20 protein-coding genes are annotated in these 23,058 nt (G+C 69.1%); 9 read left to right on the top strand and 11 right to left on the bottom strand.

Translation table 11 applies throughout. The annotated features are described in order from the left end of the window. Positions 1-16 precede the first annotated feature (16 nt). Positions 17-2,731 (bottom strand): LuxR C-terminal-related transcriptional regulator, encoded by a 2,715-nt coding sequence (locus tag KYK13_RS16135; protein ID WP_223645341.1) that lies wholly within the window; start codon positions 2,729-2,731, stop codon positions 17-19. Between the two features lie 210 nt (positions 2,732-2,941). Here KYK13_RS16135 and KYK13_RS16130 point away from each other — a divergent pair, with 210 nt between their 5' ends. Beyond that, positions 2,942-5,827: a YncE family protein gene (locus KYK13_RS16130; protein ID WP_223645340.1), complete on the top strand. Its 2,886-nt coding sequence runs from the start codon at positions 2,942-2,944 to the stop codon at positions 5,825-5,827. Positions 5,828-5,904: 77 nt separating this feature from the next. Here KYK13_RS16130 and KYK13_RS16125 read toward each other — a convergent pair whose 3' ends face one another. After that, positions 5,905-6,108: a hypothetical protein gene (locus KYK13_RS16125; protein WP_223645339.1), complete on the bottom strand. Its 204-nt coding sequence runs from the start codon at positions 6,106-6,108 to the stop codon at positions 5,905-5,907. A 66-nt stretch (positions 6,109-6,174) separates the two neighbouring features. Between KYK13_RS16125 and KYK13_RS16120 the strand changes: the two genes are divergently transcribed. The 3 genes from KYK13_RS16120 to KYK13_RS16110 all read left to right on the top strand — a co-directional run bounded on the left by KYK13_RS16120 (position 6,175) and on the right by KYK13_RS16110 (position 9,622). Then, complete coding sequence (locus KYK13_RS16120) at positions 6,175-7,578, top strand: APC family permease (protein WP_223645338.1); 1,404 nt, start codon at positions 6,175-6,177, stop codon at positions 7,576-7,578. 213 nt (positions 7,579-7,791) lie between these two features. Continuing rightward, positions 7,792-8,340 (top strand): hypothetical protein, encoded by a 549-nt coding sequence (locus KYK13_RS16115; protein ID WP_223645337.1) that lies wholly within the window; start codon positions 7,792-7,794, stop codon positions 8,338-8,340. Positions 8,341-8,527: 187 nt separating this feature from the next. Continuing rightward, on the top strand, positions 8,528-9,622 hold the full coding sequence (locus KYK13_RS16110) for a LuxR C-terminal-related transcriptional regulator (RefSeq protein WP_223645336.1): 1,095 nt from the start codon (positions 8,528-8,530) through the stop codon (positions 9,620-9,622). Positions 9,623-9,738: 116 nt separating this feature from the next. On the opposite strand, the gene KYK13_RS16105 is transcribed toward KYK13_RS16110, so the two are convergent. From KYK13_RS16105 to KYK13_RS16090, 4 genes are all read right to left on the bottom strand, one after another. Then, positions 9,739-10,449, bottom strand: a complete 711-nt coding sequence (locus KYK13_RS16105; RefSeq protein WP_223645335.1) for an iron-containing redox enzyme family protein — start codon at positions 10,447-10,449, stop codon at positions 9,739-9,741. Positions 10,450-10,530: 81 nt separating this feature from the next. Next, positions 10,531-11,343, bottom strand: coding sequence for a GNAT family N-acyltransferase (locus KYK13_RS16100; RefSeq protein ID WP_223645334.1), 813 nt, complete (start codon positions 11,341-11,343; stop codon positions 10,531-10,533). Between the two features lie 89 nt (positions 11,344-11,432). Continuing rightward, entirely contained in the window at positions 11,433-12,404 is a 972-nt protein-coding gene (locus KYK13_RS16095; protein ID WP_223645333.1) for an alpha/beta hydrolase, read from the bottom strand. Positions 12,405-12,560: 156 nt separating this feature from the next. Further along, the gene (locus KYK13_RS16090) at positions 12,561-13,424 is read right to left on the bottom strand and encodes an SDR family oxidoreductase (RefSeq protein ID WP_223645331.1); all 864 of its coding nucleotides are present in this window, start codon (positions 13,422-13,424) and stop codon (positions 12,561-12,563) included. Positions 13,425-13,546: 122 nt separating this feature from the next. On the opposite strand from KYK13_RS16090, the gene KYK13_RS16085 reads away from it, so the two are divergent. Next, on the top strand, positions 13,547-14,272 hold the full coding sequence (locus KYK13_RS16085) for a TetR/AcrR family transcriptional regulator (RefSeq protein ID WP_223645329.1): 726 nt from the start codon (positions 13,547-13,549) through the stop codon (positions 14,270-14,272). 141 nt (positions 14,273-14,413) lie between these two features. Then, entirely contained in the window at positions 14,414-14,590 is a 177-nt protein-coding gene (locus KYK13_RS16080) for a hypothetical protein (protein ID WP_223645327.1), read from the top strand. A 30-nt stretch (positions 14,591-14,620) separates the two neighbouring features. Here the strand turns inward: KYK13_RS16080 and KYK13_RS16075 are convergent, their stop codons facing one another. Together KYK13_RS16075 and KYK13_RS16070 are read right to left on the bottom strand one after the other, a co-directional pair. Next, complete coding sequence (locus tag KYK13_RS16075) at positions 14,621-16,066, bottom strand: glycoside hydrolase family 43 protein (RefSeq protein WP_223645325.1); 1,446 nt, start codon at positions 16,064-16,066, stop codon at positions 14,621-14,623. A 92-nt stretch (positions 16,067-16,158) separates the two neighbouring features. Further along, positions 16,159-17,730 carry a discoidin domain-containing protein gene (locus KYK13_RS16070; protein WP_223645323.1) on the bottom strand — a complete coding sequence of 524 codons (1,572 nt, stop codon included), beginning with the start codon at positions 17,728-17,730 and terminating at the stop codon, positions 16,159-16,161. 253 nt (positions 17,731-17,983) lie between these two features. Between KYK13_RS16070 and KYK13_RS16065 the strand changes: the two genes are divergently transcribed. Next, positions 17,984-18,259, top strand: coding sequence for a hypothetical protein (locus KYK13_RS16065; protein WP_223645321.1), 276 nt, complete (start codon positions 17,984-17,986; stop codon positions 18,257-18,259). Between the two features lie 57 nt (positions 18,260-18,316). Here the strand turns inward: KYK13_RS16065 and KYK13_RS16060 are convergent, their stop codons facing one another. After that, positions 18,317-18,805 carry a hypothetical protein gene (locus tag KYK13_RS16060; RefSeq protein WP_223645320.1) on the bottom strand — a complete coding sequence of 163 codons (489 nt, stop codon included), beginning with the start codon at positions 18,803-18,805 and terminating at the stop codon, positions 18,317-18,319. Between the two features lie 89 nt (positions 18,806-18,894). On the opposite strand from KYK13_RS16060, the gene KYK13_RS16055 reads away from it, so the two are divergent. Beyond that, positions 18,895-19,389, top strand: coding sequence for an endonuclease V (locus tag KYK13_RS16055; RefSeq protein WP_255654263.1), 495 nt, complete (start codon positions 18,895-18,897; stop codon positions 19,387-19,389). Between the two features lie 18 nt (positions 19,390-19,407). Here KYK13_RS16055 and KYK13_RS16050 read toward each other — a convergent pair whose 3' ends face one another. After that, positions 19,408-20,388, bottom strand: a complete 981-nt coding sequence (locus KYK13_RS16050; RefSeq protein ID WP_223645318.1) for a LysR family transcriptional regulator — start codon at positions 20,386-20,388, stop codon at positions 19,408-19,410. Between the two features lie 121 nt (positions 20,389-20,509). Between KYK13_RS16050 and KYK13_RS16045 the strand changes: the two genes are divergently transcribed. After that, the gene (locus tag KYK13_RS16045; protein ID WP_223645317.1) at positions 20,510-21,781 is read left to right on the top strand and encodes an MFS transporter; all 1,272 of its coding nucleotides are present in this window, start codon (positions 20,510-20,512) and stop codon (positions 21,779-21,781) included. A 71-nt stretch (positions 21,782-21,852) separates the two neighbouring features. Here KYK13_RS16045 and KYK13_RS16040 read toward each other — a convergent pair whose 3' ends face one another. Then, positions 21,853-23,058 (bottom strand): hypothetical protein, encoded by a 1,206-nt coding sequence (locus KYK13_RS16040; RefSeq protein ID WP_223645316.1) that lies wholly within the window; start codon positions 23,056-23,058, stop codon positions 21,853-21,855.

Raw genomic sequence — 23,058 nt, 5'->3', positions numbered from 1 at the left:
CTCCGCGGGAGCGGACTCAGAGGGTGCGCTCCAGCCGCTCCCGCGCCTTCACGATGGCCGCCGTGCGCGTCGTCACGTCGAGCTTCGCGAACACGTTGCGCAGGTGCCACTTCGCGGTGGAGAGCGCCACGTTGGAGCGCTCGCTGATCTCCTGGTTGCTCAAGCCCTGGGCCAGCAGCTTGAGCATCTGGAGCTCCCTTTCGGTGAGCGGCTCCAGCGGGGCGCTGGGCAGGGCCGCGAACCCGGCCGGCTCGCGGGGCCCCAGGGACAGCAGGTCCTGGTAGCGCTCGGTGTAGCGGGCCGGCAGCACGTGGCTCAGCTTGCGCTGCGTGGCCGCCGCGACGATGACCTCCTGCAACCCCGGCGTCTCGTCGAACACGCCCCGGCTGAAGCCGACGCGCGGCACCAGCGCGAAGCCCCGGTTCACCGCGGCGAACGCCGCCGTGGGGTCACCCGCTCGCCAATGACAGACGGCCAACGCGGCCAGCAGCGACGTCTCCCGCGCCACGCAGCCCGCGTCGTGCGCGCTGGCCCGCAGCGTCTCCAGGAGCCCGTATGCCCGGTCATGCCGTCCGCGCGCCATCAGCACCCAGGCCTGCGCCACGCCCAGCTGGTCCCACGTCTCGTCGTAGAAGCGGCGCTCGCTCCACTCGCCCCGGCGCATGCGCTCGCCCAGGTCGAACTCGCGCGCCACCGCCTTCATCCGCGCGGGGGACTGCTCCACCAGCGCGAGCCGGATCTTCTCGCCGCAGACGTGGGCCAGGAAGCGTGTCTGGTGTCCGCACTCGAGCACGCTGTGCAGGTAGTCCAAGAGCTGCCAGGCCTCCGCATACTTGCCCCGGACCGACTTGATGCGGGCCATCACCAGGTAGGCCATCGCGAAGGTCTCGAACACCGCCGCCTGGGACAGGAGCGGCAGGACCTCGATGCAGAGCGCCTCGGCCTCGTCCAACCGGTTCTGGTCATAGCGGGTGTTGGCCAGCGCCGTCGCCGCGTTCACCCAGACCGGGTTGCGCGGTCCTCGGCTGGCGCGCTCGAACGCCGCCTCGCACCGGTCCGCCGCGTCCTTCATGTTCCCCTGCGCCCGGTCCGCCAGCACGATGAGGACGTCCGTGTAGCCCACCAGGTATGGGTTGTTCAGCCCCTGCAGCGTCTCGCGCGCGACGGAGGCGAGCCGGCGCATCGCATCGAACCGGTTCAGCCGGAGCGCCTGGTACGCCTTCGCCGCCAGCACCGCGCCCGTCATGAAGACGTCCGGATCCTCGTCCCCGGGCGACGCCTCCAGCTCGATGCCGGTGCCCGGAGCCGAGTCCGACAGGATGGCGTGCAGCAGCGCGAGCCGGGAGAGCTGCCGCGACAGGCGCTCGCGCTCTGGCTCCAGCGGCGCCGTCTGGAGCCTTCGCTGCGCGTCCTGCAGGGCCAGGGAGGCAGGAGCGAAGCCGCGCGACAGGATGAGGCACGCGATGCGCGCCACGCAGATGGCCGGCGAGCGGAAGGCCTCCTCCGCCGTCAGCTTCGCCGTCCAGTGGAGCACGGAGGCAATCTCGCCCTCGCGCATCCACGCCTCCGCGCAGCGGGCCGTCAACTCCAGGCACCAGCCCCGGTCCCCCGACGCGAACGCGTGCGTCAGGGCCTCTTCCGGCAACGCGTGCTCCGCGAACCACGCGCTCGCCGAGCGGTGCAGTCCGGGGATGCGGTCTCCCTGCGTGCACACGAGCTGCGTGCGCAAGAAGTCGAGGAACAGCGGGTGGTACCGGTACCACTGGTGCTGCGTGTCCAGCGACTGGATGAACAGCTGCGCCCGCTCCAGCTCCGCCAGCAGCGCAGGCCCCCGCGTGATGCCCAGCAGCGCGTTGCACAGCTCGCCGTTGAGCCGGTCCACCACCGAGCTCAGCACCAGGAACGCGTGCACCTCCTCCGTCTGCTCGCGCAGCACCACGTCCGCGAGGTACCGCGCCACGTCGTGGTTGGAGCCGACGGCCTTGCGGAGCGCGTCGCTCACGCTGGCGTGCTCCCCCGCGGTGAGCAGGGCCAGCTTCACGCCAGCCACCCATCCCTCGGTGCGCGCGCGCAGGTATTCGACATCCTCGGGCGCGAGCGTCGCACCACACAGCCGCTGGCCCAGCTGATGGATGGCCTCGCCGTCCAGGCCCAGGTCGCGGCTGTCCAGCGTCACCAACTGCTCGGTGAGCTTCAGCTTCGCCAGGTCCAGCTCGGGCGGGTTGCGCGACGAGACGATCCAGTGGACGTGCGGCGGCGAGTGGTCCAGCAGGTACGAGAACGCCCGCACCAGCGCGCGCTCCCGCAGCACGTGGAAGTCGTCCAGCACCACCACGAGCTCGCGCCCCAGGTTCCACAGGCTGCGCAGCACCACCGTCGTCGCGTGCTCCAACGGGAGCGCCACCTGCGCGTCCAGCTGGCCGGGGATGTACGCGTCGAACTCCGGGGCCGCGCGGCGGATGGCGCCGACGAGGTATGAGAAGAAGCGCTCGGGCGCGTTGTCCCGCTCGTCCAATGACAGCCACGCGAGCAGCCCTGACCCGCGCGGCTCGCAGGCCCACTGCGTCAACAGCGTCGTCTTGCCCGAGCCCAGCGGCGCGGTCACCAGCACCAGCTTGCCGCCCACCCCCAGGTCGATCTTCCGGAGCGCCGCGGTCCGCGACACGAGCACGGATGCCGTCCGCGGCGGCGCGAGCTTCGTCGGCAGCAGGTGTGAGTGCGCGTCGCCCATGGGCACGTTCCCCCTGTGACCGATTGCACGGTCAAGTAAACCACGGGCACCCGCCGCGCGGACCGGGGCGCGGGCGCGCACAGCGTCCAACAGCGAACGCCGCAACGCGTCACCCCCGTCTGGCCCCCTCCCTTCGGAGGGGGCGATGTCGCCGGACTGACTGGTAATCCACGGTGAGCAGCTCTTACACGCTCACCCAGGAGATCCCCGATGGTCCGTACCCCGCAAGTGGGCCCGAGCAAGAACCGGCGGCGTGCCCGAGCCGGTCTGCTGTCCGCCGCCGTGTCGCTGTTCGCCGCTTCCCCCGCCGCTGCCCAGGCGCCCTCGTTCATCGAGTTCGAGAGCGCGCACGTGCGTCCCCTGGCCCTCTCTCCGGACGGGACGAAGCTGTTCGCCGTCAACACGCCGGACAATCGCCTGGAGGTCTTCAACGTCACCAGCGCGGGCCTGACGCTGGCGGCGGAGGTGCCGGTAGGACTGGAGCCGGTGTCCGTCGCCGTGCGCAGCAACACCGAGGTCTGGGTGGTCAACCACCTGTCCGACAGCGTCAGCGTGGTGAGCGTGAGCGGCACGCCGCACGTGGTGCGCACGCTGCTCGTGGGTGACGAGCCGCGAGACATCGTGTTCGCGGGCGCCAACGGCTATGCGTTCATCTCCACCGCGCACCGCGGCCAGCAGCGCACGGATCCATCCATTGCCGCCGTGCCCGGCGCGGGAGACCCGCAGCTCACCACGCCGGGGGTGGGCCGCGCGGACGTCTGGGTCTTCAACCCCACGTCCCTGGGGACGACGCTGGGGGGCACGCCCGTCCGCATCCTGACGCTCTTTGGCGACACGCCGCGGGCGCTCGCCGTCAGCCCGGACAAGAAGACCGTCTACGCGGCCATCGCGCAGTCCGGCAACCAGACCACGACCATCAACATGGACAGCGTGTGCAACGGCTTCGGCAGCGCGGGCGTCTGCCTGGTGCAGCCGGACACGTTCCCGTGGGGCAACAACCTGTTCCTGGGCGGCCTGCCCGGTCCGTCCACCAACGCGCAGGGCGCGAAGGCGCCGGAGACGGGCCTCATCGTCAAGTGGAACAGCGCCACCAGCCGCTGGGAGGACACGCTCGGCCGCAACTGGAACAACGGCGTGCGCTTCAACCTGCCGGACAAGGACGTCTTCGCCATCGACGCGGACGGCTTGCAGCAGAAGGCGTTCTACACGGGCGTGGGCACCACCGTGTTCAACCTGGCCACCAACCCCAAGACGGGCGTGGTGTACGCGACCAACAGCGACGCCAACAACCTCACCCGCTTCGAGGGCCCCGGCGAGTTCGGCGGCAGCACGGTGCAGGGCAACATCGCGAAGATGCGCATCACCGTCATCAAGGGGACGACGGTGTCGCCGCGCCACCTGAACAAGCACCTGGACTATTCAAAGCTGGCCGGTGCGCCGGGCTTTGATTCCACGGCGAAGAACCACAGCCTCTCCACCCCCACGGAGATGGCCATCTCCAGCGACGGCGCGAAGCTGTACGTGGCCGCGTTCAGCTCCAGCAAGGTCGGCGTCTTCGACACGGCGGCGCTGGAGGCGGACACCTTCAACCCACGGACGGCGAGCGCCAACTACATCCCGGTGAGCGGCGGCGGCCCCAGCGGCCTGGTGCTGGACGAGGCGCGCAACCGCCTCTACGTGATGACCCGCTTCGACAACGCGGTGAAGGTCATCGACCTGGCCACGAAGAACCAGGTGGCGTCCGCCGCGCTCTACAACCCCGAGCCAGCGTCCGTCGTGCAGGGCCGTCCGTTCCTCTACGACGCGACGTTCTCCTCGGCCAACGGCGAGGCCTCCTGCGCCAGCTGCCACGTCTTCGGTGACAAGGACGAGCTCGCGTGGGACCTGGGCAACCCGGATGACGTGGTGACGACCAACGCCATCGACAAGCGGCTGGCGAGCAGCCTGGAGATTGGCGCGTTCCGCCTCCTCACCGGCCACCCGAGCTCGGACGTGAATGGCACCGGCAACCAGGGCTCGTTCCACCCGATGAAGGGCCCCATGACGACGCAGACCCTGCGCGGCATGTCCACGTCGGGCGCCATGCACTGGCGCGGGGACAGGTCCACGGGCTTCTTCGGCGCGGGGGCCTATGACGAAGCCCTGTCGTTCAAGAACTTCATCGTCGCCTTCCCGGGGCTGCTCGGCCGCGCGGACATGCCCACCGAGGCGGAGATGAACCAGTTCACGAACTTCCAGCTCCAGGTGCAGCTGCCGCCCAATCCCATCCGCAACCTGGACAACTCGCTCACCGCCACGCAGGCGGCCGGCCGCGACTTCTTCTTCGGCAGCCGTCGCGTGGACGGCCTGGCGATTGGCTCCAACACCGGCTTCAACTGCAATGGCTGTCACGTCATCGACGCGGCGAAGGGCTTCTTCGGCACGGACGGCCAGGCGAGCTTCGAGGGAATCAGCCAGATCATGAAGATTCCCCACGTGCGCAACGTGTACACGAAGGTCGGCATGTTCGGCTTCCCGGACAGCAGCTTCTTCCAGCACTCGGAGTCCGGGCCCATGGGCGACCAGGTCCGTGGCTTCGGCTTCACGCACGACGGCGCGGTGGACACGATCTTCCGCTTCTTCAGCGCCATCGTCTTCGCGAACAACAGCGTCGGCGGTCCGCTGGTGGGTTTCCGGAGCGACAGCGAGCGCCGGGAGGTGGAGGCCTACATGCTGGCGGTGGACTCGGACCTGGCGCCCATCGTCGGCCAGCAGGTGACGCTCACGTCGACGAACGCCTCCGCGGTGGGGGCGCGCATCGACCTCTTGATTGCCCGCGCGAAGGCGCCCTTCGTGTCGAAGATCCTCGGTGGCGCCTCGTACGAGGCCGACCTGGTGGCGAAGGCCGCCATCGGCACGCGCGTGAAGGGCTTCCTGTTCGACCGCGTGGCCGGCACGTGGAAGCCGGATGACGGCACCGCCAACATCACCACCACGGCGTTGCGTGCGCTCGCGAACACGCCGGGCCAGGAGGTGACCTTCACCGCGGTGCCGCCGGGCTCCGGTACGCGCATCGCGCTCGACCGGAACCTGGACGGCAGGCTCGACGGCCAGTAGCGATTGAAGAGGGCGGCCCCCCTGCCCCGCTTCTCCGGTGCACCTGGAGGGAGGCGCACCGCATCCTGGGCCCGGTCCTATGACAGCTCCGCGAGCTCCAACGCCGGGACCGAACCGCAGGCGCACGGGGCGTGCCGGGTGCCAGGATGGTGTTCCGCGATCCAGAAGCGGCGGGCCTTCTGGGTCGACGGGAGCGCGTGCAGGGCCTCCTGCACGCCCACCAGCGGAGCCTGGAGCTCCAGGGCCTGCCTCTTCGGGGTGATGCGTTCAACGGATGCCACGCGTCCCCTCAGCCCGGAACAGGCGAGTTCGGGAGCGGGCATACGAGCCGATATGCTCGGCGCCCCATGAGCCCCTCCCCCCTCCAGGATGAAACCGGCGCCTCCTCGGCCGGGCCTCGTGACGGTTACGCGCGGCGCGTGGGCCTGTTCTCTGGGGTGATGCTCGTCATTGGCGGCATCATCGGCTCGGGCATCTTCCTCAACCCCGCCATCGTCGCGCAGCGCGTACACACGCCGGGGCTGACCCTGATCGTGTGGCTGCTCGGCGGGGTCGTGGCGCTCATCGGTGCCTTCATCTACGGAGAGCTGGGACAGCGCATCCCCAAGGCTGGCGGCAGCTATGTCTACCTGCGTGATGCCTTTGGCCCGCTGCCCGCGTTCCTCAATGCGTGGGGTTTGATGCTGATGATCGCCACCGGGGCCATCGCCGCGGTGGCCGTCACCTTCGCCAACTACACGCTCGCGCTCACCGGCCTGGGCGAGTCCTTCCGGTTCCCCCTCGCCGTCGGCGCCATCCTCCTGCTCTCCGCGGTGAACTTCTTCGGCGTGCGGCCCGGCGCGCTCACGCAGAACATCTTCACCCTGCTCAAGCTGCTGGCGCTCGCGGTGCTCGTGGGAGCGGGGCTGCTGCTCGGCGGAACCCCGCCCGCGGCGGTGGAGGCCGTCGACGCGCCCCAGGCGCCCGACTCCCTGGTGCTCGCGCTGGGAGCGGCGCTCGTGCCGGTGCTGTTCAGCTACGGCGGGTGGCAGCAGACGAACTTCGTGGCGGAGGAGATGGTCCACCCCGAACGCAACCTGCCGCGCGCGCTGTTGCTCGGCGTCATTGGCGTGGTGACGGTGTACCTGCTCGCGAACCTCACCTACCTGCGCACGCTCGGCGCGGAAGGGCTCGCGGCGAGCCGTGCTCCGGCGGCGGACGCGTTGGGGCAGTTGCTCGGGCCCGTAGGCCGCACGTTCATCACCGCCGGCGTCGCCTTGTCCACCTTCGGCTTCCTCAACCTGGTCATCCTCGTCTCGCCACGCGTCTACCAGGCCATGGCCGCGGACGGGCTGTTCTTCCCCTGGATGGCGAAGCTGCACCCGCGCTTCCGCACGCCCTCCAACGCCATCCTCTTCCAGGCGGGGTGGGCCATCCTCCTCACCGGCACGGGAACCTACGGCGAGCTGCTCGACTCCGTCGTCTTCGCCGACTGGCTCATCTTCGGCTCCACGGCCGCGACGCTGTTCATCTACCGCGCGCGGGAGAAGCAGGGGCTCATGCCTCGCGCCGCGTACCGGGTGCCCGGATATCCCGTCACCCCGCTCCTCTTCATCGCGGCCGCGCTGTACGTCCTGCTGGGCTCGATGGCCTCCAACCCGTTCAACGCCCTCAAGGGCGCGGTGCTGTTCGGCGCGGGCGTGCCCGTGTTTCTGCACTGGCACAAACGCACCCGGCGGCCCGAGGCACCTCCCGCCCTGGGCGCGCCTTGATTGCGACGCCGGGTCCGCGCACCGCCCCAGGGTGTGTATGGGAAACCCCGTGGAAACCCCGTAGCGCAAGGCGCAACGCGGCCCGGCCGAAATCCTCCGTCCTCACAGGAACATCCTGAATTACACGCTTTGATTTGAAATTACACAGAGAGAAATGTTAGTAAGGCATTGGCTCCGGCCAATCCCCCGAACAATCCCAATCAGGAGAAGTCCATGACGAGGAACGTGAAGCGTTTCCTGGCTGCCTCCCTGTTGTCCCTCGCGCCGTCGGTTGCCTTTGCTGGCCCGGCCGACCTCGGGTTCCCCGACTTCCTCAGCCCGCGCACCGAATATGTCAGCGTCCGTGAGGGTGCGGTCGAGATCACCCAGGTGAAGGGCGGAGCGTCCGTGGGCCCGGCCCTTGAGAACCTGCTCGTCTCCAACCAGAGCGGCGCGACCATCTCCCTGGGTCTCCAGATCGTGTCGGGGACGTTCAACGGCGTGTTCAATCCCTACCCCATCCCCACCTCCAGCCTGGGCGGGTTCCAGGTCAGCGCTCCCACCCCGCCGTTCTCGCAGCAGTATTACTGGACGGTGGACCCGGCGAACCCGGCCGGCGCGAAGACGTGCGTCTGGCGCGTGGATGTGGCGGACAACGCCGGGAGCTGCGCGGCGACGGTCTATTACGGCACCTACGGTGGCGCCGTCTGTACTGTCGATGCGATCAACTCCTTCATCAACCCCACGACCTGCGAGGCGCAGATCGTCACCATCATGCAGTGAGTAGAGCCTGACACCGTCCGGGGCCCCGTGGGCCTCGGGCGGTGCTTCTGGGTAGGATGAGGCGCCTGCCCTACCCGGCCGGTCCCGCCCATACCTCTTAGGGGTGAGGGACAGGTTTTCAGCCAGGACTTATGGATGGGGGGCATCCACGCACGACCCCACGGGGTTGCCTGATCAGGAGGAGCGGATGTTCAACCCGATGCAGTTCACCCCCCAGGAACTCATGCTCCGGGACAGCGTCATCGCGGCCCTCAACAGTTCTCTGTCCCTCCCCCAGGTCCTCGAAGCCTCACGGCCGACCTTCCTGGAGTTTACTCAGTCCGACGCCATGGGCCTGTGCCTCATGCGCCTCAAGCCGACGCTCGACTTCCGGTGGCACGTGCCGGGTCATCCCGTCCTCATCCTGAATGAGTATTCCGGCGTGGCCGAGCATGACTTCATGAGGCAGCCCATCTTCGACCGGCCGAACATGGTCATCCGGGATTCGCAGATTCTCACCCGTGACCAGTACCAACGAAGCCTCATCTGGCAGCGCAGCCATGAGCTGAATCAGCGCCTGGAGCACGTCTCGGCGGTGCTGCTCCCCATCCGCAAAGACCTCGTTGGCGCGCTCGCGTTCTACCGGTTCCAGCCACGCGCATTCTCCTCGGAGAACGCCAACGCCATCTCCAGCCTTACCGCGCACCTGGTGAATGCCGTTCGCAACTGCAATGACGTCGAGAAATACGTCGCAGGCGCACAGCTCCTCGAAGAGCTCCACAACCGCCCCGACTGCGCCTTCGTCATCGTGGAGCCTGCCTCCCACGAGGTGTACCGCTCCCCGCGAGCCGCCAACCTGTTGGAGCGGTGGTTCCGCCCGTCTGAGCTCCACTCCTCCGGGCTTCCCGGTGTCTTCACTGAGCGTCTGGACGCCCTGATCCCCATGGACGCGGACACGCGGCTTGGAAAGACGCTCTGGGTCGTCAACCATCCCGAAGGCTACCGCACGTGCCGGTTCATTGAATTGCCCGCCGCCGAGGGGCCCCGGCGCTGGGCGCTCTTGCTGAGCGAGCTTCCCCACGCCATCCCGCTCCCCTTCGAGATGCAGCGCCAGCTCACGCCCCGGCAGATCGACATCGCCAAGGGCGTGCTGCGCAATTGGTCCAACGGGCAGATCGCCGACGAGCTCAAGATCAGCGGTCAGACCGTGAAGACCCACGTGCGAGACCTCTTCGACAGACTGGGTGTCGACAACCGCAACGACTTCCTCTACCAGGCCGCCCGCCTCAACCGCCCTGTCTGACGAAACCGGCGCGCCCCTTCGCACGGGAGGGGCGGCCTTGAGGCAATGCATGGAAAGACGCCTCCCGGAGGCCAGGGTTCGAACGGGAGGCTCTCCCAACATGCGTGGGGCTGTCTCTACCTCGCGGGAGGGGGGCGGGTGACGCCGCCCTCACGGAAGATGCGCGGGTAGACGCTGCGGGCGACCCGGGCGGAGAAGAGGATGGCCTCCTGGTCCTCCGGGTCCGTCAGCCGGCTCAGGATGCGCTGCATCTCCGCCACGTGGTCCCCGTCGAGCGCGCCGTGGCTGCGCAGGAACGTCACCGACTTGTGGATGTTGGGAATGGCGGCCGCCGCCTTCAGGCGCTCGGCCCACACGCCCGCGCGCGTCTGGGACAGATACTCCAGCGCGTAGGCGGTCCCCAGCACAGCCGTCGGCACGCCGGAGAGCGACGTGAAGAAGTTCCATCCCGTGTACGCATCCACCGCCGGGCTCCGCTCCGCCGCCTCCACCTGCTCCGCCGAGACGCCCAGGTTCTTCAGGTCCGACAACAGCCACTTGTCGTGCCCCTTCTCCTCCTCGCCCTTCTGGACCAACAGCTCCGCCAGCTCCGGGAGCCGGCCCAGCCGCCGCAGCCGGTAGCCCCCTTCCGCGAGGATCGGCGTGCTCCAGCGCGCGTAGTGGTACGTCTGGACGAGGTAGTGGATGTAGCCCTCCACGTCGAGCGTGCCATCGAGCATGCGGCGGCCGTCGGGCTGCGCATCCACCGCCGCCACCAGCCCCCGCGCCTCCTCATCCAGCCGCGCCAACCAGCTCGTCTCCGTCTGCTGCTCCGCCTGCGTCTGCATGGACGTCTCCTGTCCGGGGCCGCTTGGCTCCCGGCTGCTGCGTGTTGAAGGTGAAGGGAAGGAAAAGAGGCCGCCGAAGACTCAGGCGGCGGAGTTCACGCCGTTCTCCAGCGCGTGGAAACGCGCCAGGGAGTCCGTCGGAATCTCATCGAGGGTCATGACCAGCGGCAGCGTGAACCACCGGAAGTACGCGTCGTACAGCGGCTCCGAGATGAAGCGCGCGCCCATCGTCCGGGCGAAGAGCGAAGGCGACCGGGGCAGTCGCAGCTCATCCAGCCGCCCCTGTGCCGCCTTCGCCCGCTCCTCCGGTGTGTAGAAGGGGTTGCGGGGATGCACCGGGGCCTGCCACGGGTCGGGCACCGCCACCCGCCAGTGAGGGCTCAGCCAGCCGCGGTGGGCCGCCACCTGCCAGGACAGCAGCGCGTCCTCGGGCGAGTCCGTCTCCAGGTTCGCGGAGGCAATCCAATGCGTCACCCCGTGCCGCCGGCTCACCGCGTACATCCCGGCCCGCAGCCACGTGGCGGCGTCCGTACGCCGCCACTCCGGCAGCACGCAGAAGCGCGAGGGCTCCGCGATCACCCTCCCCGGCTGGAGCAGCCCCGAGAGGTCCACGCGCTGCTCCATCTCCAGCCCCAGCTTCACGCCCAGGTTCGCCGCCACCTCCGCGTTGGGCAGCGCCACCCGCATCGTCGCCACCGCCTCCGAGCCAGCATGGACGAGCACGTGCAAGGTGGTGTCGAGCGTGTCGATGCTGGTGAGCTCCCGCCGCGCCACCGCCAACGACGCGGGCAGCAATCCCAGCTCTCCGCCGAAGACGGCCCAGCGGATGCGGGCCACATCATCGAAGTCTCGCTGGGTGGTGGCGACACGCCAGCGCCAGTGCCTGCACGTCATGGGTTCTCTCCCGGCTGCGAAGTGAGGCCGGCGTCTCGCCTGCCTCACTCCTTCTTTCGGCGCGGGAGGCCCGAGTTCGAGCGCGAGACCTACTTCGCACGGCGGGCGAACATCCGCCCGAGCCATCCGTCGCGCGCCGCGATGCATGCACGCGCCAGGTCGGATTGGGGCGCGATGTCATAGAAACCGTGGAAGGCGCCGCCCCAGACGTGCAGCTCGCACTCGCCGCCCGCGGCCAGGATTCCGCGAGCGTAGGCGATGGCTTCGTCCCGGAACGTCTCCGCGCCCCCCACGTCGATGAAGGTCGGCGGGAGCCCTCGCAGGTCCGTCGCTCGCGCGGGCGCGGAATACGGAGACACGTCCGGGCCTCCACACCGCTCTCCCAGCACCGCCCTCCACGCGGTCAGGTTGCTGGTGCGGTCCCAGATGCCGACGCCGTCATAGCGCTGGGCGGATTCCGTCTCGTTGCGGTCGTCCAGCATGGGGCACTGCAGCAACTGCCCCAGCAGCCGGGGGCCCTTCCGGTCGCGGGCGAGCAGCGTGGTGCCCGCCGCGAGCCCACCGCCACCGCTGCCGCCGAAGATGACGAGCTGGTCCGGATCGAACCGCAGCTCGGCGGCCCGTGCCGCCATCCACACCAGCCCCGCGTAGCAGTCCTCCACCAGCGTGGGCGCGGGGTGCTCGGGCGCCAGCCGGTACTCGACGGTCACGCACACAGCGTCGTGGCGCAGCGCCCAATCCACCAGCGCCTTCGCTCCGGCGAAGCGGGTCCCCATCACCATGCCGCCGCCGTGGATGTGGAAGACGGCAGGCCCCGGAACCGAGTGGTCCTTCCGGGCGATGACCGACACTTCGATCTCCGCGCCCTGATGGCCCTGGATGCAGTGGTCGACGCAGGTGACCTCCGCGTCTCCGATGAGGTCCTGCCGGGTGACGCGGCTCAACGTGCGGAAATGCTCGAGCTGCGCCAGCGTCATTCCGCGAGGCACATACCCCTCCAGCGCGGGCAGGAGCGCGGCCAGCTGGGGATCGAAGTCGGACGATGAAGGAATGCGATTCATGGCCCGGATGGTCCCGGAAACCCGCGTCTGGCGCCAGCACGGATGCTCGACGCGTAGGGGGCTCTTCCGGTCCGGTTACTGACCGCGACAGGAGAGGGGCATCGAATGTGCGCCGGGCTTCGTACGACGTTGAGTACGAGGCGCCCCGAGGGCTGCTCAGCGGAGCTTGTCCGCGAGCAGCTCGCGCATGCTCGTGGGCTCGCGCCCGAGCAACTGCCGCAGCGCGGGGTCGACGGCCGCGAACTCGCCAGCGTGCGCCGCACGGTAGAGGCCGAGCGCGATGCCGACCCGTGGGGCAGGCACGCCGAAGGCCTCGAGCGTCGCGCGCATCTCCGCCTCCGGCACGATGCTCCGGCGGATGGGACGTCCGAGCAGGCCCGACGCGATGTCGCACAGGTCGCCGAAGTCCAGTGCCTGCGACGCCGTGAGCGGCGGCGTTGGCCCGTCGAACCGCCCTTCGTTCGCCAGGATGACCGCTGCCGCCTCCGCGAGATCGGCGTGCGTGGTCCAGGAGACCTTGCCGTCCACGGGCGCCTCGAACACCCCCGCCTTCAGGGCCTGCTCCAGCAGGGCCCACGCGGCCGAGGCGTAGAAGCCATTGCGAAGCGATGTCCACGCCAGACCGGAGCCCGCCAGCAGCTGCTCCGTCGCCGCGTGGTCGAGCATGGGGGAAAACATCGATGCGCGGCTCGCCCCCATGTGGCTCGTGTAGACGATGCGCCGTGCGCCCGCGGACCGCGCGGCGTCGATGGCGGCGCGATGCTGGACCAGCGGGTCACCGCCCTGCGCTGCCACGTTCGACGACACGATGAGGACCTGGGACGCGCCCTCGAAGGCGTACGGCAGGCTCCTCGGATCCGCGAAGTCCCCTGCCCGCACCCGAACCCCACGGGCCGCCAGGTCCTGGGCCTTCTGGACGTCCCGAACGCTGACGGCGACCTGGTCCACGGGGACGCGGGCGATGAGCTTCTCCACGATGAGACGGCCAAGCTGCCCGGTGGCTCCGGTCACGACGATCATTGGGTGCTCCTTCGCTATCAGCGGAAACGCGCTGATAATATCGCCGATAACGTAGCAACCCCAATCGCCGTTATCAACTGTTCGTTATCGTCGATACTGAAGCCGCGTGATAAGCCGGGCCCATGCAGGACCGTGAGAAGTCCCCCCGGGAAGAGGCCGACGGACCCGACACGCGTGCGCGCATCATCGCGGCCGCCGCGGAGCTCATCGCTTCAGGTGGGCCCGACGCCGCGACCACGCGCGCCGTGGCCGCTGCCGCTGGCGTGCAGGCGCCGACCATCTACCGGCTCTTCGGCGACAAGCGAGGCCTGCTCTCCGCCGTCGTGGAGCACGAGATGGCGAGCTACGTGGCGAAGAAGTCCGCCCGGAAGCCGCACCCCGACCCGCTTCAGGAGCTGCGGATCGGCTGGGACACCCACGTCGCGTTCGGCCTCAGTCATCCGGGGCTGGTCGCGCTCATGTGCAGCGACCTGACGCCAGGCGGCCAGACGACGCCCGTGGTCAGCGACGGGAACGAACTCCTGCGGCGCCGCGTCCGGAACATCGCGCTCGCGGGTCGGCTGCGGGTCAGCGAGGAACGGGCGCTCGGACTCATTGCGTCAATGGCGAACGGGTCCATGCTCACGCTCCTGCGCCAGCCCGAAGGACAGCGCGACCCGGGCCTGTCCGTCGCCGCGCGGGAGGCGGTCATGGACGCCATCACGAATGACGCAGCGCCCTCCGCGAACACGGATGCACGAGCGGCGGCCTCGACATTGCGTGCCTCGCTGGACTCCCTGAAGGTCCTGACGAAGGGCGAACGCGCGCTCTTGAGCGAATTGCTCGCGCGCATCACGGACGCTGGCTGACACTCTCTGCTCAGTAGCAGGAAGAGACTCAGACCTTCAGGCCGCCCTTCGGCGCTACGCCGATGACCTGTCACGTCCCCCCATGACACGGAGACCGGTGATGCGCCAACCAGCGCGACTCCCGCTGGGCAAGGAGTCGCCGTGCTCGTGCTCGAAGGAGAGCGCTTCAAGGCCTTGGGACCGCTGGCACATGAGTGGCTCGGAGCCCTGCTCGGCAGCAGGGCTCCCACGGTGCCGGACAGCGCAGACGATGAAAAAGAAAGGCTGCCGTCCCGTCATAGCGCGCTCTATTTGCAGCAGCGGGGCGATCGCGGATGATCCCACGCGACGCCCCGTTTGAAAGGTCTGCTACGGCATGGGGCGTGAACCGGAGGACGGAGCCTCCGGAACCGCGGGCCAACCGTTGGGCCAGGTGATGGCATCCACGAGCATCACCCGCGCCGTGTGGGCGCTGTTCCACGCGTGATAGACCATCACCGTGTCCCCGCCCGGGCCGGTGACCACGGAGTTGTGGCCGGGCCCCACCCAGCCACCGCCCGTCTTGAGGATGGGATTGCCCAGCTTCGTGTAGGGCCCCAGCGGACTCGTGGCGCGGGCCACGCCCACGGCGTAGGTGCTGTTGGCGTACGAGTTGCCACTGTAGAAGAGGTAGTAGTAGCCGCCCCGCGCGACGACCCACGGCGCCTCCACGACGCCGCCCTCCCAGGCCAGCGTGTTGCTCATGAGCGTACGGCGCGTGCCGGTGAGTGACAGCCCGTCCGCCGCAAGCTGCTGGCCATAGATGGGCGTGGGCTGGCCCACCGCGTTCCCATCCGCCTTCCACACCAGGTACGGCACGCCCGCGGTGTCGTAGAAGAACGTGGCGTCGATCATCCCCATGCCCGCGTCATGCACCAGGGGCTGCCCCAGGTCGGTGAAGGGCCCGAGCGCGCTGGTGGCCGTCGCCGCGCCGATGGACAGCTTTCCGTCCTGATGGCGCGCGGTGAAGTACGCGATGTAGCGACTGCCCACCTTGTGGATCTCCGGCGCCCAGAAGTCGCCCGTCGCCCACGTGGGACGGCGCGCGGAGGGGAAGATGCTTCCCGCGGCGGTCCAGGTGACCAGGTCCTTCGACGTGCGCAGCGGGAACGCGTTGGCCGCGCCACCCGACGTGCAAGCCGCGACGTACTGAGTGCCGTCGTGGATGACGCCCGGGTCCGCGCAGTCCACCGGTACCACGGGGTTCTGGTAGAGCCCGCCACAGCCTGTGTAGCGCAGCGAGATGCCGCACGCGTTGGCGCCGCTGAAGTACGGCGACCATTCGTTGGACAGCACCGCGTACGAATTGGGGGACGCGTTCGTGCAGCCCCGGTCCCACGTCACCCGGCCGCCCACGTCGTCGTACTGGGCCGTGTGTCCCGAGGGATGCAACCACGCCGCGCTGTAGGTCAACCGCGTTGCGCAGGTCGTGGCGCCGGAACAGTCCGTGTCGAGCGCCATCACGCAGGCGTTGTTCCCGGTGAAGTAGGGCTTCCAGCCGTTCGACAGCACGGCGTAGGAGTTGGAACCTTCGTTGACGCAACTGCCGTCCCAGGTCACCAGGCCGCTCGCAATGTCGAACTGATCCGGGTGCCCGGGGTGGATCCACCGGTCACCGTAGGTGATGCGCGTACTGCACGCGAGCGCCCCGCTGGACATGCCCACCGGGGCCTCGTCCACGGAGGGACTGTCAGGGCGCTCCTCACCACACCCCGCCGTGAGCGCGGAGAGCGCTCCGGCGAGGACGACAGCGGACCACAACGAGGGGTTCTGCATCGATGGACCTCCAGGGGAAGAAGGCAAGGAAGTCGTATCTAGCAGTTTTTACTCGTTGTCGAATCTCCCCCCCACCCCGACGCGTGGAAGGGTCAACGCACCTCGAGTTCGTAGATTCGCGTCGCCGGGTCGCCGTTCTGGCTGGGGGTGGTGACGTTGAGCCGGACGTAGCGCGCGGAGGTGGGGCTGATGGCGTGGGTGGAGGTGTTGGCGGTGTTGTTGGTCACCGTCACCGGGGTGTTCCAGCTCGTGCCATTGGAGGAGGTCTGGAGGGTGAAGGCCCGGGTGTTCCAGGAGGCGGATTCGCCGCCCGCGCCCGCGTGCTGGACCGTGAAGCTGCTGACCGTCTGCAGCGAGCCAAGGTCCACCTGGAGCCAGGCGCCCGAGACCAGCGAGCAGAACTTGTCGGTGGTGCCGCCGGAGACGCTCCCGTTGACGGCCTTGGCGGGCGTCTCGGTGCTGTTACACGAGGTGGAGCCGGTCGCCGGCTTGTTGAGCGCCAGGTTCGCGTAGCCGGCGCCGACGGAGACAGTCTGGGTCTTGGTGTTGCTGGCGCCACCGTTGTCCGTCACCGTCAGGCTGACGTTGTAGTTGCCGGCGCTGGCGTAGACGCGGCTGGGATTGGTGGTGGTGGAACCGCTGCCATCACCGAAGTTCCAGTTGCGCGAGGTGATGGTGCCGTCACTGTCGGTGGAGGCGTCGCTGAAGGTCGCGGTCAGGCCGCTCACGGTGACGCCGAAGTTGGCCACCGGAGGGGTGTTGCCGCTGACGGCGGTGTTGATGGCCGCCGCGTACTGCGCGCTCGTGCCCTGCGCCGAGCACGCCTGGATGTCGTCGTACAGCCACATGAAGCCGCCATGGATGCCGGCGGTGCTCTTCCAGTTGGTCATCTTGCTCTGCACCGTGGCGGGACTGTCTCCGCTGGCGCAGCCGGAGCCGTGGCGCGACCACAGGCCCGGGTTCACGGTCATGCCCATGGCGGTGTTCCAGGTCGCCGGGTTGTTGCCGGCGCCGCCGTCGTACACTTGCAGGTAGATGCGGTCGACCGCGCTCCCGAGGTTGTCCTTGAGGCTGCGCCAGAAGGCCTGCTGGGTGTAGGGAGCGAAGGTGATCTTGTAGCCCAGGCCCACGAGCATCTGTCCGAACTGGGTGGTCGGGGCGAGGTCGTAGGCGCTCTCGTCGTCGAAGTTGACCGCGTCGGCGCCGGTGGCGGCTTTCAGCGCCTGGAAGTTGCGGTACAGGATGCTGCTGCTGCCAGTGCCGCAGACGAGCGTGCTGCCGCAGCCCGTGGCGGTGCCGTTGACCAGCCGGGCCATGCGCTCGAAATCGGGAACGCTCCACGCGCCAATGGACACTTCAATGCGATTGACCGAAGTCGGCGCCGTCTTCAGCGTGGCCAGCCGTGCCGGCCAGTTCGCGTCGCCGATATAGGCGCCATTCCGGACCACGGGAATGTCGTTGTAGACGAGGTCCCCGTTGTCCTCGATGTGGAAGCTCCAGAGCATGACGGTGGTGAAGCCCGAACCCCGCAGGTCATTCATCACCGCGGTGCCGCCCGAATAGAACGGCCCGCCGCCGTAGATGGCTGAATCCGCCAGCGCCACGGGCGCGAACGTAGACAATACGAGGGCAAGGCAGGACGCGAGTGACTTCGACTTCGGCATGGCGTGTTCCCCTGTCGTGAGCGCGAGGCGGGGAACATTGCGAGCGCCAGAATCTGGATGTCAATCCGATTCGAGACAAACTTGAATAAACCGGACCTTCAAACCCAGAGTTCCTGCTCAGGGGAATCCAGCATCGCGGGCGAGCAACCGCTGAGGACTCATCCCATTTCGCGTCCACTAGCGGGTAGCCACGATTCCCCGCGCCGCGGGCTCCAGGCCAGCATTCGCACTCTCCTTCATCCTGGAGCTCCGCATGCGCATCCCAGCCCCGTTCGCCGCTGCCCTCCTGCTGCTCACCTCCGCCCCGGCCTTTGCCTTGGCGCCCCCGTGCAGCACCGTCTGCGCGAAGAGGATCCCCCCCTGCGAGGAGGCCTGCAGCATCAACGGCGTGGACACGACCTGCCGTGAGGCGGTCCCCCGCTGCATCGAGACCCTCGGGGTGAACACCGAGAAGGCCCCGGAGGAAGCCACCCAGGTGTGTCGCGAGGGCCACCCGGACGGAGAACAGCCCCAGACCGCCGAGGGCTGAGCGCCGCTCCCAACAGACACGGCGCGCGGCCCGGACGGCTCCAGGCCGCGCGTCCCTTCAGTTGCGCACCACCGCCACGTCGTCCACCTGCAGCCAGGTGTCGCCCGTGTTCGCCCAGGTTCCCGCGTACACCTCCACGCTGTGGTTGGCGCCGGAGTTGAACGTGACGGGCTGGATGGAGGACGTCTTCACCCAGCCGGTCAGCGTGTAGACGGTGTTCGGCGTCACCGCGACCTCCTGCTTGAGCGCGTTCCAGCCGGTGTTGTTGCGCACGAAGCCATTGTTTGCGCCCGTGCGCGCGAAGCCCAGCCCCCGGTCCACCCCGCCGTTGCCCTGCACGTACCAGGGCGAGGTGGCCGTCGAGGACGGCTGCTGTTCGAAGCCGCCCTGCGCCACCAGGTTCGCGCCCCAGGTGAGGCTCACGTCATCCAGCTGCGCCCAGGTGTCACCCGCGCCACCTTCGTCACGTTCGTGGGAGTCACCGCCCCAGCCGTGCCCGCGCCCCCCAGCAGCCACGCCGCCTGAAACACCACCGCTCGCTTCCACGTCGTGCGCGTCATCCTATGGACCCCTCCGGCAAGGAAGCTGGTATTCACGGTAAAACACCCAAAGCCTGAAGCATGGAGGAGGACCGGATGCTTGCCTGCGTGGACGTGGACTACCGCCCGGACGTCACCGTGGCCGCGTGCGTCCTCTTCCGCGACTGGACGGACGCCAGGGAGGCCGGGCACATGGTGGACCGGGGCCCCATCGCGGCCCCCTACGAGCCCGGCCAGTTCTACCGCCGCGAGCTGCCGCACCTGCTGCGGGTGCTGGCCGGAGTGCAGGAGCCGCTGGAGGCCATCGTCGTGGATGGCTACGTCTGGCTTGGAGACGGCGTGCCGGGCCTCGGCGCCCACCTGTACGAGGCGCTCTGCCGTGCGGTGCCCGTCATCGGCGTGGCCAAGACGCCCTATGTCACCACCGGCCCGGCCCTGCCCATCGTGCGCGGGGAGAGCCTGCGTCCCCTGCTCGTCACCGCCATCGGCATGGAGACCGCGACCGCCGCGGAGCACATCCGGCGGATGCATGGCTCTTCGCGCATGCCGACACTGCTGAAGCAGGTGGACCGGCTGTGCCGTGAGTCCTGACGCCGTGGGCCCCGGGGTTCATCCCCGGCGCGTGGCCACCGCCAGGGCCGCGGGGATCCGCTCCCGCATCAGCTCCACGAACCGGCGCAACCTCGCGGGATGGAAGCGCGCGGCGGGGTAGATCAGAGACATGGGCAGGGGCGCCGCCTGCCATTGCGGCACCAGGTGCAGCAGCCGGCCACGCTGGAGGTCCTCCCGGAGCACCCAGGACGAACCCACGCAGACCCCGAGCCCCTTCACCGCGGCGCTGCGCAGCGCGTAGAGGCTGTCCGTGCTCACGCGCGGCTGGAAGACGATGGGTTGGACCTCGCCCGTGCTCACGTGGGTCAGCGTGAGTTCGTTGCGATAGAACGTGCGCAGCGACAGCCAGGGCAGCCTCGCCAGCGCGTCGGGATGCGCAGGCAGGGGGCCGCCGGCAAGCACCGAGGGCGCCGCCACCACGATGCGCGGCACCTCGGCCACGCGGATCGCCACCACGCTGGGGTCCTGCACCTCGCCGACGTGGATGGCGCAGTCGATGCCGTCGGCGATGAAGTCCACGGCCCGGTCGTGCAGCAGCCATTCGACGGAGACCCGCGCGTGGCGGCCCAGGTATTCCTTCAGCGGCTCCACCAGCAGCTCCTGCCCGAACGCATGGGGCACCACGACGCGCAGCGTGCCCTCCGGCTCATCGCTCGCGCCGCGCAGGTCCGCCTCGAACATGTCCCAGCTGGCCAGCAGCTCCTTCGCCCGTTCGTAGCAGCGGGCCCCATCCTCGGTGAGCTTCATCGCGTGGGTGGAGCGCTGGAGCAGCCGCAGCCCCAGCGAGCGCTCCAGCGCCTGGAGCCGGCGGCTCACCGTCGGCTGCGTGGTGCCCAGCTGCGCAGCGGCGGAGGACAGGCTCCCCGCGTCCACGATGCGGATGAACGTCTGCATCAACTCCAGCCGGTCGGCGCTGGCGGACGCGGGAACCTCCGGCGCGGGTCCACGCCGCCGGGCCGGCTTCGAGGGACGGGGCATGGGCTGTGCTCCAGTGGCTTGGATACGTGGAGCGTATAACCGCTGTACGGAGCAGGCGTCTACCGTCCCCATCTCCTCTGGCGCACTGTCACCTCGTCGCGCATCACCCGAGGTGAACATCATGTCCTTCATTCGTGCCGTACATGGAAACGCCGGAGGCGCCCCCCTCTCCTCGCGGAGCCAGGCCCATCCGCCACGGCCGGTGGACACCGGCGCGCCCCTGTCCAACGGCCTGCGCCTGCTCCTGGCCGCGAGCGCCGGCCTGTCGGTGGCCTCCATCTATTACAGCCAGCCGATGCTGGGGGTGATGGGGGCCAGCCTCGGCGCCTCCGACACCGTGGTGGGGCTGGTGCCCATGCTCACGCAGCTGGGCTACGCGCTGGGCATCCTGCTGCTGACGCCGCTGGGTGACCGCTTCGACCGGCGCCGCATCATCCTCTTCAAGGCCGCCCTGCTGAGCATGGCGCTGCTCCTGGGCGGCCTGGCCCCGGACATCACGCTGCTCCTGGGGATGAGCTTCGCCATCGGCCTGACGGCGACCCTGGCGCAGGACATCGTCCCGGCCGCCGCGACCCTGGCCCCCGAGCACGAGCGCGGCAAGGTGGTGGGCACGGTGATGACGGGGCTGCTGCTCGGCATCCTCTTGTCCCGCGTCATCAGCGGCATGGTCGCCGAGCGCTTCGGCTGGCGCGCCATGTACGCGGTCGCCGCCGCCAGCGTGGCCTTCATCGGCGTGGCGGCCTGGCGCGGCCTGCCCCGCTTCCGTCCAACCCAAACGCTCTCCTATGGCGCCCTGCTCGGCTCACTCGCCAGCCTGTGGCGCCAGCACGGGGCCCTGCGCCGGGCGGCGCTGGCGCAGGGGTTGATCTCCATCGGGTTCAGCGCGTTCTGGTCCACCCTCGCGGTGATGCTGCACGGCGCTCCGTTCCACCTGGGGAGCGCGGCGGCCGGTGCCTTCGGCCTGGCGGGCGCGGCGGGGGCGCTGGGCGCGCCGGTGGCGGGCCGCATCGCGGATCGCTTCGGGCCGGAGGTGGTCACGCGCCTGGGGGCCGGGCTGACCGTCCTCTCCTTCGCCACGATGTTCGCGGCGCCGTGGCTGGAGCCGAACCAGCGGCTGTGGCTCCTGGGCGTGAGCGCGGTCGGCTTCGATCTGGGTGCGCAGATCACCCTCGTGGCCCATCAGACGCTGGTCTTCGGCATCGACCCCGCCGCTCGCAGCCGGCTCAACGCGGCGCTGTTCGTCACCGTGTTCATCGGCATGTCCGTGGGCGCGGCGGGCGGAAGCCTGGCGCTGGCCCATGGGGGCTGGATGGCGGTGACGCTGCTGGCGACGGCCTCCGCGCTCGCGGCGCTGCTGGTCCGCCTGCTTCCGGGGGCTCACACGGCCCACTGACAGCGCCACCACCGAGCCCCGTCCTCCTTCCCCGAGGACGGGGCGCCCGCCCTCCACCCGGATAGTGCGGCCTATTGGGTGTGCTCGGACAGCAGCCGCACGTTGAGCGCACCGTTGGCGTAGAACTGGCTGTTCTGCCCCACGTGGTGCTGCTCCAGCCGGCGCTGGAGGTTGACGTCGTAGCGGCCCAGCTTCATCAGCCCGTCGTTGAACCAGCCATCCCCCGCCCCCGTGCCGTCCACGTACGCCGCATACACCTTGGGCGCGGGCCAGATGACGTTGCCGAGCAAGACGACGAACTTGCGGATGTCACTGTCCGTCCACTCCAGGCCCGCGTCATGGGCCTCCACGATGAAGGCCAGCACGTTGTTCGCGTGCGCCACATCCTGCCCGGGTGGGGCGTTCGTGTCCCACTTGTCATTCCAGAACCAGGCCGCCGGGTAGTCCGGGTTGGGCGCCAGTTGCTCTCGCAACGAGGACGGGAAGTTCGGCATGTCGCGGTTGATGTTCTGGAAGACCTCCAGGTAGCGGGCCTTGTGCTCGGGGTCGGTGGTCATCCGCGACAGGTCCATGGCGATGAAGGCCCAGTGCGCGGCCATGTGCGTGCGGTTGCGGTAGACGAAGTCGTTGGCTCCGCGCACGAACCACTTCTCGAAGATGTTCTTTTCGGTGAAGGCCAGCAGCCGCTCGTACTGCTTCCGGTAGGACTCCGCGGCGTAGAGGTCCGGCGTCTCACGGATGACGCGGAGCATGCGGGTCACGTAACGCCAGCAATAGCTCTCATACAGCGGCACCTCCTGCCCGGCGGGGGTCGACTGCGCCGACGACCAGCCCAGATACCCGTCCTTGAACTGGCTTTGCGGAATCGACACGGAGACGCGGGCGGAGGCCACCAGGTTGTTGACATACAGCAGGGCGCGGTCGAGGTACTTCTGCTTCCCCGTGGCCCGGTACATCGCGGTGTTGGCATCCAGGCCGTAGGCGAGGTTGTAGAAGTCCCAGCTGTCGCGCGAGTTGCTCCAGGGCAGGAAACTCTCCATGTGCTCACGCCCCCATTCCTCCATGAACATCCCCTCCCAGGTGGCGACGGAGCGCAGGCCCGCGGGGGCCGGTGGAATGGCGGGGGGGAGCGCGTCCGTGTCGGGGGAAGTGAACGGCTGCGCTTCGGGGTCTTCAATCCGGCCCGCGGCCTCGCAGGCGTTCCAGAAGAGCAGGCCCAGCACCAGGACCGGGACTTGGATCCAACGGATGTGACACCAGCAGCGGGGGTTTGACAT

Origin of the sequence: Corallococcus sp. EGB, from assembly GCF_019968905.1 — a bacterium.
In the GTDB taxonomy this organism is placed as follows: Bacteria; Myxococcota; Myxococcia; order Myxococcales; family Myxococcaceae; genus Corallococcus.
This window is presented reverse-complemented; position numbering and strand designations above follow the sequence as displayed.